Here is a 10,704-nt window from a genome sequence, read left to right as displayed (position 1 = left end):
TAAATATTGTAATAATCTTATTTGTCATAATGTTTAGTAAATATTGTAATAATCTTATTTGTCATAATGTTTAGTAAATATTGTAATAATCTTATTTGTCATAATGTTTAGTAAATATTGTAATAATTTTATTTGTCATAATGTTTAGTAAATATTGTAATAATTTTATTTGTCATAATGTTTAGTAAATATTGTAATAATTTTATTTGTCATAATGTTTAGTAAATGTAGTAATAGTATTTTAAATATATTACTAAATATAATAATTATTTTATTGAATTATTTAATGAATTATATATGTTATTTATTATATTAATTTTATTCAGAAATTAATTTTCATGACTTTAGGATCATAAAAAAATGTAAAATCTATATTGTTATTAGTACATTTATATATAATACAAATAATATTTAAAATAATCATTAATTAAGAAGTATTGGTTAGTGGAGGTACAGTTATGTTTGAAGAAGAAAATGATAATAAGATTTATAATTTATTAATAAGTAATGGACATGATCAAAATAACGAATATAATGAATTTCATGATAAATTATTTTCAAAAAAAGATTTTTTATGGAAAGAATCTTTCGCAGGATCATTACATCTGAATGAATCTTTTTTTAACAAAATTGACGCAATTATTTTACTTGCAGGATTATATGAAAAGAATAAAGAGAAGATAGATGCTTTAATCGAATCTGCTATAACATATGAAAAACCAATTATTCTTGTAAGACCTTATGGGGTTGAGGAAGTTCCTGAAGATGTTGAAAAAGTAGCCAGTGCTATTGTAGGATGGAATGCAAATTGTATTGTAAACACTATAAAAGATGTGGTTTTAGGAATATATGATGATTTTGTTTAAGTAGAACATTTTATACTAAAAAAATTAATAAAATAAATTAATAAAATAATTTAATAAAATAAATTAATAATCAATAAACTTAACTACTTACTTTAGATACTCCTTGATCTTTTTCTATCTTAATTATATTGTCTGCAGCATTTTCAAGTTCACTATCATGTGTTACAATAATCATTTGAGGTAATAGAGACATTTTCCTTAAAATATCTATTAACTCTGAACGTCTGTAGCTATCTAAGTGTATTGTAGGCTCATCTAACATTATCGTTTCAAGATTTCCTTCTGACAATGATTGTGTTATTCCAAGACGTAATGCTAAAGCAATAGCTATTTTTTCACCACCACTAACCATTACTAAGTTTGTTTCTCCATCTGGACCATAAACACTAATATTATAATCTTCATCCAACTGTAAATCAGAATAATTAAAATTGAATTTTTCAAAGAATTCTACAGTGTGTTTTTGGATAAGTGGTCTTGATTTATTTCTTAAATCTTTCTGAATCTTATCTTTACTATACAATTCCCTTATCTCTTTAAGTAAATCTAAATAATCATTAATATCATTTAATTCATTTTCAGTATCTAAGTTATCACTAATTTTTTTATTAAGTCCATCAATTAAATTAATTATTTCTCGAGCAGATCCTTTAATTTCACTAATATTCTTATTTAGCTCAGTTATTCTATCTTCAGTTTCTTTAAATTCAATGCTCAATTTATTGTATTTTTCTTCACTAAATTCAAAGAGTTTAAGTTCGTTGTGAATCTTTTCAATTTTTTCTTCTTTAATTTTAATAATCTCTTCTTTAGCTTGAATTTGAGAAACTAGAATATTTTTTTGTTGAATTGAACCTTTTAATTGATTATATAATTCGTCTGCTTTTTTAAGCTTATCAATCCTATTTTTAAGATCATTTTCACCAATATCTGTAGAAATTGTTTTATCCATATCCATTACTTTTTTAAGCTTCAAAACCTCATTATCAATTTTTTCAGTAATCTCATCAAGTTTAATTGTAACAGATTCAGGTTGTTTCAAAAAATCTAAAGCTGTTTTTGCTTTTTCAAAGCTTTCAAAGCTTTTATTTGTCTTTTCAATCCTTTCTGTTTTGTTTTTTAAGATTTTTTTCAAACTATCCATTTTTTTATGGTATTCATTATTATCAGTTAATTGAGAGGATAGAACTTTAAACTTTTGAACCTTAACTTTAAGTCCTTCATTAATTGTTTTATAAGCTGAAATCTCATTTTCGATTTTTTGTAATTTCAGAGTATTACTTTCAATTTTATTTTTTTCTTGATTTAATCTTTCAATAAGCTCTTCTTTCTTTTCAATTAAACCTGTACTTGTATCAATTATATCTAAATAGTCATAGCTTAATTTATGTTTTTGATCATCATCAATGTCACTATTACAAATGGGACATTTTCCATCCACAATTTTAAGCTGGGATAAGCTTTTTTTAGAAGAGTTGATTTTCTCTTTTAATGAAGATACTTCCTGTAGTTTTAATGAAATATCTTCATTGAACTTTTTAAGTCCTGTATTCAAATTTGTTTTAGTTTTTTCAATTTTATCAGTAATAGCTTGAAAGTTATCATCATCAATAGATAGATATGTTTTAATTTTTTCAGTGAAATTATGAATATTGAGTTTGTCCTTGTTTATTTCTTCTTCAAGCTCTTTTTGTCTTTTTTCACCTTCTTTTAAGTGTTTCAGATTATTTTCAATTTGAGTTAATTCTATTTTAATTTGCTGAATATCTTCTTTTAGTTGAATATGTTCTTTATGTTCTAATTCATTATATTCTAATATTTTTTTATTATTTTCAATGTTTTGTAAATGTTCTTTTAATCTTTGTTCTTCATTTTTTAGTATTTTAATATTATTTACAGCTTCTGCAAAATCTAACATAGCTGGGAGTTTTTCAATTTTCCTTTCTAAAATAGTTATTTCATGTTCTGTTTTCTTTAAATCTAAAAGTTGAGTATTAAATGTTTCATTGTCTTTTTTAAGCTGTTTTACGTTTTCTGTTTCATTATTTAAGTTGTTATTTAAATTTTCAAACTTACTTTTTTTAATTTCGATTTCAGTTTTTTCTTTAAATTTATCATTTTTAATTTTTTGAATAGACTCTAATTCTTTAAGATATTTATCTCCATTAGAGTTTAATTCTTGGAGTTTTTTCATTTTAATATCTAAATCTTCCTTTAATTTAGAATTTTGACTTATTTTACCTTTTAACTCTGATTTTTTAAGTTCATATTCTTTCATTAAATCTAAACTATTTTTCCAAGCCTTTTCGAGAGATTCTATTCCAAGTAATTTCCCTATTAACTTTTTCTTTTCAGCTGAAGTTTTACTAACTAAATCAGCTATTTCTCCTTGTCTAATATAAATAGCATTTAAAAATAAGTCTGCATCCATATTAAGAATAGACTGTATTTCATTATTAACCTGTTTATCTCCAGTACAAAGTCGTGTAAACGTGGTTGAATTATCTGAATTATTATTTAAACTTGAACTATTATTTGATTTAGAATTATTATTTAAACTTGAACTATTATTTGATTTAGAATTATTATTTAAAGAATCATTGTTTCTTGGTTGGAATTGGAAATACAAACTTGCTTTTGAAGATGTTTGGTTTCTTTCTCTCACTACTTTATAAGTATTTCCATCTGAAATAAATTCTAAGGTTACAGACATAGTAATATTAGCATGATTTTTTTTATCTATTTTAATTAAATTATTAATATTCCCAGAGTACTGTTTAAATAATGCAAAGCTAATAGCTTCTAAAATACTTGATTTTCCAGCTCCATTTTCACCAACAATTATACTTACTCCTTGATTAAAATTAATCCTAGTATTTAAATGAGACTTAAAATTTTTTAATTGAAGTTTTGTTAATATCATATTATCACTAGTTTTAATTTAGTTTTAAATTATAGTAAAACTGTTATATGTCATCCCATTTTATTTCTCTATCAAAATAGTCATTGAAAAATTTTTCGGTTATAATCTTGGAATTTCCCATATCTTCCTTTGGAAGTTCATTTAAAAGATCAATAGCTAAATTAGTTATATCTTCATTATCATAATGTTTAAGTTCATTCACAATAATACTTTTAGCATCTAAAGTATCATTTGAAATTATAACATCTGTATGTTCATTTTTTATAATATTTCTGAAATTAGGACGTATAGTTAAAGCTATTTTAGAAAAAATTTCATTAATTTTCTCATAAACATCCGTTCTATTAATATTCTCTCCAGATATTGTAATATTCAACACAGGCTTATTTTTTAAAACTTCTACATCTTTTTCAAGAGATAAAAACTCTTCATCTATTTTTCTATAATCTATATCTTTAACTATGAACTCTCGCATCATATCTACATTAATAGGCTCTACTTCAGGAATATCTCCACCAATATCTACTAAAAAAAATCCTTTTCCTTTCTTTTTATAATCAGAAACCTCATTTGATTTCCATATTTCAGTTGACCCTGGATAAGTTAATTTACCCTCACCAAATTCATCATTTATCCTATTATGAACATGCCCACAAGCATAATAGTTAAAATTAGTTGGAATCTCTGCCATTTCAAGCTCATATTCAAAGGGTAAATATTTATCAATCCCTTGATGTATAACTAATATCCTTTTATCATGTTCTGCACTTTGTTTAGATACAAATTGAAGCTTGTCAACCAGTTTATCATGGTGTGCCTTAGAATGATATGGGGTTCCTCCAATAAACACATTATCCTGGATATAAAAAGGGTTGTTATGGCTAATTAGTTTTAGTCCTAATTTTCTAAATAATATTTGAGGAGGCAATGCATTTTTCCTCATAATAATATCATGATTTCCAGGTATTCCATAAATAGGTATATTAGCATCATTTAATTTCATTAATGCCTCTTGAAATACAAGTAAAGCATTGGGAGAAGGTTTTGAAATTTCAAAAAGATCTCCACTATGGATTACAAAATCTACTCTTTCTTCAATTATATTGTCAATTATCTCCTGAAAAACATGATAAAAATCTTCTTCTCTTTCAAAAAGACCATATTGTCTGTATCCTAAGTGAGTGTCAGCTAAATGAGCAAATTTCATCTTATCTCCATATCTCCATAATGATTTAATAAAACCAACTAAACTTGTACAATTTATAGAATTTTATGTAATAGTAATTATATATTGTAGGAATTTCTATAAATATCTTTACTTTTTAGCTCTATTTTAATAATTAGTTAATAATTAGTTATTAAAGTTTTGCACTAATAGTTATTAAAACAGAAAATGAAATAAATTAATATTTTAAAATATTCATTAAAAAGAAATGAAAAATAATAAAATAATTCATAAAGAGTAATAAATTACATCTTCATATGTATCATAGGTATCTTTTTTTGTTAAACGGATAAAAACACCATTTTCATCTTTAAATAATACTGTTGCGAACTCCTCACTAATAAAAACATCATCTGATCCATACTTAAATATATCTCCAGTTTTTGCTTTTTCAAGATCATCCCAGTATACTCTTTTTTCAAATTCTTTATTTTTGGTGATTGAGTTTAATACAAATACTGGTGGTTTAACTTCTGTTTTAACTATATGGGGTATGTTTTTAATTGCTAGTTTTATTACTTCATCGTAATTTGATAAGTTTAGTTCATATTTTAGTGTTTCTAGTTGTTGTCTTGTTTTTTCGCTTACTCTAATACTCATATTTAATCACCCATTTTAATAATTAAAAAGTAATTTAATATTATATGTTTTTTTTATCTTTATAAAAGATTAGTATAATTTTTAGTATAGTTATTATAAATATTGTAATAAGTAATATTTTTATAATAATATCCTCTCCTTTAGAAATTTATAAATAGTAGATGTTACATAATTATATGTTAAGTATTAGGGGTTTCCCCCTATTTACTTAACATAATTAATAGTTGAGCTGCAATGATCAGTAGTCCCACAAGCTCAATTATTAAATTTATTTTTTCTGCTTTTCTCATTTTATCTCACCTCCTGTATTTCTATATTATTATATTGTACTCTATAGTATATAAAGGTTTTCTTTTTTGTACTCATAATTATTAAAAAAATATAAAAAACTATTAATCCAATAAAATAATCTGCACCTCCCTACCTATCCATTTCCTAGGAACTAACACATGAGCAGTACCACCCACAGGCTTAACAGTTTTTATCATTATATTTTCAAGTTTCATTTTCTCTTCAACTGCTAAATGTGCATCATACTCATTATCAAAGGATTCATTTAATATTGTTTTTCCTTTTCTTTTTAATTCGGCTGTCCATTTTCCTGTATTTTTATTATAATAAACATTTGGGTATTGGCTTGTTTTCATTTTTTCACCTTTTTTAATATAATTTTAACCTCTCAAATTGAGAGGTTTTTAAGTTTTTAGTTTTTGCTTTTAATTTGTTTGATTGAAATTATTATCTTAATTGAGAATAATACTATTAATATTATCCAAATCATTTGATCAATACTCATAATTATCACCTTTTTTGAATTCTTAATTCATGATTTTTTTAGAAACTTTTATAATATTTAAGTAACATAATTAAATAGTAACTATAATTTAAGATTATATGAGAGGTTTTTAACCCCTCATTTTTATTATTACAGTGTTCGTATGAGTCCTATAATCGAAATGATTAAAGATAGAACACCTATAATAATATTAATCTTATTATAGTCTATTTTCATTTATTTTCACCTCCTTACAAGTTCTATATTATATTATGGTTAAGGTAGTATATAAAGGTTTCCTTTCTAAAATATTAAAAAAATATAATTAAAAAAAATATACTTTCATCATTTCTTTTTAAGAACCTTAATAGGCTTAATACTCCCTAAACTCAAACGCTTATTAATGGCCTCCACAATAACACTTAAAGAAACCCATTTAATAGTCCTTGAAGGATCAGCTATTTTAACAAGCTTAGCAGATTTATTATAACCAGTACAAGCAACATAATGCCCATAAGAACCAAGATAACCAAGATTTTTAGTTGTTTGAAGTTGAATAATTAAAGGATTCTTATTATCAATATGCTTAATGATTTGATTAAAATTACTGTAATCTTCTTCAACAAGAACAAACTTAGAATTAACCTTATTCGCACCATTTATAAGATTTGCAGGAGTTGTGCCATTACTATTGGTATTACATAATTTTCTAAGTGATTCAATACTTATATTAACATCATAATAACTAAAAGCCATTGAAAGACTTGTTGGACCACAGGTAACTATGTCTGGCTGCTTTTTGAAGTAAACAAGTAATTCTTTTACATTAACAGTCTTAATAGATTGACTAGTGCTAGTTCCAGTTGATAGCATGTTTAAATCTGATTTAGCACAAGTTTTAGGGCCAAATACTCCATCTTCACTATTTCCTTGAGCATGTTGTAGTAATTTAACTGCTGCTACTGTGAAATCTCCATATTTATTGTCTATTTCTCTTTTGTAGAATTTACATGCTTTTAAGTATTTTTGTAGTTCTCCTACTGCGGTTCCTTTGCTTCCTTTTTTTAGATTTGTGGTTTTACAATCCATTTTTGTTTTCTCCTTATTTGATAGCGTTCGCTAGCCCATTATAGGCATTTTGTAATGCTTAAAAAGTAGTAATTTAATATAAAAAATAATTATTCAATTTCTGTTTCTAACTCATTAATTTGAACTCTAATATTTTTACGTTCTTCAATTTTATTTAGTAAGTCTATTGGAACCTCTTCACCAAGAATAGTGAATTCTTGAGCTTTTGTCACGATATAATCAGTATCACTTAATTCTTTTTTAAGCTCAATTAGTTTATTAATTTTATGAAATTTCTCTATTTCACTAATATTTTCATTTATAATTTCATTTATTTTTTCTTCTTGAACAAGTTCTTTAAATTCATCAGAACTTATGCTAAATGTATCTATATTATTAGTAACAGTATATTCATCTTTTTCAATCATTTTATTGTCTTCATCAACTTTAAAACTAGTATAATATAATTCATCGTCTTTATTTAATAGAACTATGAAAATATTATTTGCTTTAAAATTAATTGAATTAAATGTTAAAATCATTTTAAACCTCATGAGTATGCTATCCATTGAACATTTGGATAGTAACTACTTGAATTGCTCAACTCAACATATGTACAAGTAAAACCAGTAGTACTTATAGTATTAATGCTAAAATTCCACGCATAACAAACAGCAGGTTTAGCTAGCATTGCAACCACTCTGGGGGTGCTTGAAAATGCTTTTGGGAATGTTACAGTGAATGTTGCGTAAACCCCATTTCCTCCTGAACAATTTGTCCATGATGCACTTCCACTTGGAAGAGTGTATCCTCCTTGCTGAATTTTATTATCTATATAATCCTTGTTTGCGGCATCAGTTCCAGACGTTGGAGTTGGTAAATTAATTATTTTCTTACTATTAGCATTAAGATTATTATTTCCTAATCTTAAAACTCCTTGGATTGATAATTGTCCACTAGCGTCCTCTATAATTCTACTAGTGAAATCTGATGTGCTGTCAGCGTAATGAAAATCAATAAATCCTCCATTTGTAGCGCTTGTTCCCATTCCTTTTAGTTCTATTTGTCTTGTTTCTAAACTAGCTACATTATTGATTCCTTTTCCATTGAAATTGTTTGAACTTCCAGCAAATAAATTTAAAAAATTAGCATTTCCTATTTGTGTTTGATCACTTGCATTTATTCCAAGAATATTGTAATTTGTACCGCCTGTATTTTTAGAATATAAATATTTATTATTAGCTAAAACTATATTTGCATTATGATAAATATCATTACTAAACGTTTTCTGTCCTGCTATTGTTTGTGTGTCAGTTAGATTCGCTACATTTGTTGTTGTAGCCATTTGAACCCATGGACCCCATGAACTGGAATAATAATTCCTTGTCCACATTTTAAAAGTATTATTTGCAAGATATTCGATTAATCTTTGATTTACTCCTGCGTGCTGTGTTACTTCCATGAAAAAAGCGTTAGTTGTTGGGGAGTTAGTTAATGTTGCAACAGTAGCATTAGCACCGCACCTGTACCATCCAGGTGCTTGTAAAGTATTCATATCTGTTGATTCAGCTATATTAGTAAGTGATAATTCTTTTGCATATCTTGCAAATAAATTCTGAACCATAGTGGTAGAATTAATGAGTAATGGTGCTGTTCCACTAGCAACTGGTAATTCTAATTGACCATTCGTGTTGAATGTTCCTATTCTTGTTGTTCCTTTAGTGAGTTGAAGATTTCCTGAAGTATTATCTAAATTATTTGATGATTCTGATATTCTCCATAAATTACCGCCATTTATTGTTAATCCTTCTCCAAAACCTGGGTCTTGTATATTTAAGTTATTAATATTAGTTATGTTTTGTCCTCCCATGTCTAATGCTCCAGACATGGTTCCTCCTGATAGGTTTAATTTATTATTTAATGCAGTTGCTGTTGCAGTTGAAACTGGTTTATTAGCATCACTAGTATTATCAACATTACCTAGTCCAACATCACCTTTAGCAAGAGTAATATCAGCATTTAATGCTTTATTAGCTACTTTACGAGTTATTGGAACAACATCAACAGTGTTAGCCTTAGCATTCAAAGCAGTTGCTGTTGCAGTTGAAACTGGTTTATTAGCATCACTAGTATTATCAACATTACCTAGTCCAACATCACCTTTAGCAAGAGTAATATCAGCATTTAATGCTTTATTAGCTACTTTACGAGTTATTGGAACAACATCAACAGTGTTAGCCTTAGCATTCAAAGCAGTTGCTGTTGCAGTTGAAACTGGTTTATTAGCATCACTCGTATTATCAACATTACCTAAACCTATTTGAGCCTTTGTTACACTGTGAGGATTACCTTTATTGCTTGTGTGATCATAAGCTATTTTTCCACGATCACCACGATACGCAGTCTGTGGTGTTTCACCAAGGGCCAAATCTGACCCAATTACTACGTATTCTGATCCTGACCATCTGTATGTTTTGTTTGTGTCTAAAGCCACATAGATGGTTTGTTCTTCACCTATTGCTGGAAAATCATTTAGGGTTGGGAATTCTTTAATATTATCCACAGATGATGGCAATTGTGATGAAATTAGTTTTCCTGATTCATCTAATTCAGCAATACCATTAGGAGTTCCTTTTTCACTATAGGGAATAAGCGTTGCAATTGTATTATTTAAACTATTATTTGTGATTAAATCTTTAAAAATACTTGTAATGTTAAATGGAGTGAGATCATAATTCAAATCAATATTTGTAATTATTGTGTTATCTGTATTTGTATTTATGTCAAAATATAATTCCTCTAATCCTATTACTATTTGTGATAAATCAAATAGGACTTCATTGTTAGTTGCCGTTATTGTTTGATTGTATAGAATATCTCCTTTAAAATTTGTTATAACTACTCTTAAATCAGCATTATTGTTAAGAGATATTTTTAAATTATTAAAATTTTTGAATGGAGCTATGTTTAAATAGAATTTTAATTTAACAAAACCTGTACTATCTATAGTTATGTTGTCCTGATTGTTTATGAAAGTTCCTGTTAATGCAATCAGGCTACGTTTAACTTCTAATTCATCATTGGTTGATGGAAATTTGTAATCGTCATAATCGTTGGGTATTGAAACAGTTCCTTGTGCTGATCCAAATTCGATATAGGAGGTTATTCCATGAAACCATTCTAGTGGGAATTCTGTTTTTTCTTTAAAAAACCATTTTAATGGATTTTTTCTAAGTTTAACCATTAG

General features: G+C 26.3%; 8 protein-coding genes. 1 reads left to right on the top strand and 7 read right to left on the bottom strand.

Annotated elements, in window-relative coordinates; genetic code table 11:
* Nucleotides 1-458 precede the first annotated feature (458 nt).
* Nucleotides 459-866 carry a TIR domain-containing protein gene (locus MBFIL_RS00760; protein WP_066970505.1) on the top strand — a complete coding sequence of 136 codons (408 nt, stop codon included), beginning with the start codon at nucleotides 459-461 and terminating at the stop codon, nucleotides 864-866.
* 79 nt (nucleotides 867-945) lie between these two features.
* Here the strand turns inward: MBFIL_RS00760 and MBFIL_RS00755 are convergent, their stop codons facing one another.
* From MBFIL_RS00755 to MBFIL_RS00725, 7 genes are all read right to left on the bottom strand, one after another.
* The gene (locus MBFIL_RS00755; RefSeq protein WP_066970503.1) at nucleotides 946-3,789 is read right to left on the bottom strand and encodes an AAA family ATPase; all 2,844 of its coding nucleotides are present in this window, start codon (nucleotides 3,787-3,789) and stop codon (nucleotides 946-948) included.
* 43 nt (nucleotides 3,790-3,832) lie between these two features.
* Nucleotides 3,833-4,996 (bottom strand): metallophosphoesterase family protein, encoded by a 1,164-nt coding sequence (locus MBFIL_RS00750; RefSeq protein WP_066970502.1) that lies wholly within the window; start codon nucleotides 4,994-4,996, stop codon nucleotides 3,833-3,835.
* Nucleotides 4,997-5,242: 246 nt separating this feature from the next.
* Complete coding sequence (locus MBFIL_RS00745; protein ID WP_066970500.1) at nucleotides 5,243-5,614, bottom strand: hypothetical protein; 372 nt, start codon at nucleotides 5,612-5,614, stop codon at nucleotides 5,243-5,245.
* Between the two features lie 392 nt (nucleotides 5,615-6,006).
* Nucleotides 6,007-6,261: a DUF2080 family transposase-associated protein gene (locus MBFIL_RS10895; protein WP_066970498.1), complete on the bottom strand. Its 255-nt coding sequence runs from the start codon at nucleotides 6,259-6,261 to the stop codon at nucleotides 6,007-6,009.
* 473 nt (nucleotides 6,262-6,734) lie between these two features.
* Complete coding sequence (locus MBFIL_RS00735; RefSeq protein WP_066970496.1) at nucleotides 6,735-7,478, bottom strand: C39 family peptidase; 744 nt, start codon at nucleotides 7,476-7,478, stop codon at nucleotides 6,735-6,737.
* Between the two features lie 89 nt (nucleotides 7,479-7,567).
* Nucleotides 7,568-7,999: a hypothetical protein gene (locus MBFIL_RS00730; RefSeq protein ID WP_066970494.1), complete on the bottom strand. Its 432-nt coding sequence runs from the start codon at nucleotides 7,997-7,999 to the stop codon at nucleotides 7,568-7,570.
* 8 nt (nucleotides 8,000-8,007) lie between these two features.
* Nucleotides 8,008-10,701, bottom strand: a complete 2,694-nt coding sequence (locus MBFIL_RS00725; RefSeq protein WP_066970492.1) for an H-type lectin domain-containing protein — start codon at nucleotides 10,699-10,701, stop codon at nucleotides 8,008-8,010.
* Nucleotides 10,702-10,704 lie beyond the last annotated feature (3 nt).

This window comes from Methanobrevibacter filiformis (genome assembly GCF_001639265.1).
Classification (GTDB): domain Archaea; phylum Methanobacteriota; class Methanobacteria; order Methanobacteriales; family Methanobacteriaceae; genus Methanacia; species Methanacia filiformis.
Note: the sequence above shows the minus strand (reverse complement) of the source record. Positions and strands in the feature narration are given on the sequence as shown.

Excerpts from the sequence above, each read along its gene's own strand:
- MBFIL_RS10895 (WP_066970498.1), bottom strand. The coding sequence starts at position 6,261 with ATGAAAACAAGCCAATACCCAAATGTTTATTATAATAAAAATACAGGA.
- MBFIL_RS00730 (WP_066970494.1), bottom strand. The coding sequence starts at position 7,999 with ATGATTTTAACATTTAATTCAATTAATTTTAAAGCAAATAATATTTTC.
- MBFIL_RS00725 (WP_066970492.1), bottom strand. The coding sequence starts at position 10,701 with ATGGTTAAACTTAGAAAAAATCCATTAAAATGGTTTTTTAAAGAAAAA.
- MBFIL_RS00755 (WP_066970503.1), bottom strand. The coding sequence starts at position 3,789 with ATGATATTAACAAAACTTCAATTAAAAAATTTTAAGTCTCATTTAAAT.
- MBFIL_RS00760 (WP_066970505.1), top strand. The coding sequence starts at position 459 with ATGTTTGAAGAAGAAAATGATAATAAGATTTATAATTTATTAATAAGT.
- MBFIL_RS00750 (WP_066970502.1), bottom strand. The coding sequence starts at position 4,996 with ATGAAATTTGCTCATTTAGCTGACACTCACTTAGGATACAGACAATAT.
- MBFIL_RS00735 (WP_066970496.1), bottom strand. The coding sequence starts at position 7,478 with ATGGATTGTAAAACCACAAATCTAAAAAAAGGAAGCAAAGGAACCGCA.
- MBFIL_RS00745 (WP_066970500.1), bottom strand. The coding sequence starts at position 5,614 with ATGAGTATTAGAGTAAGCGAAAAAACAAGACAACAACTAGAAACACTA.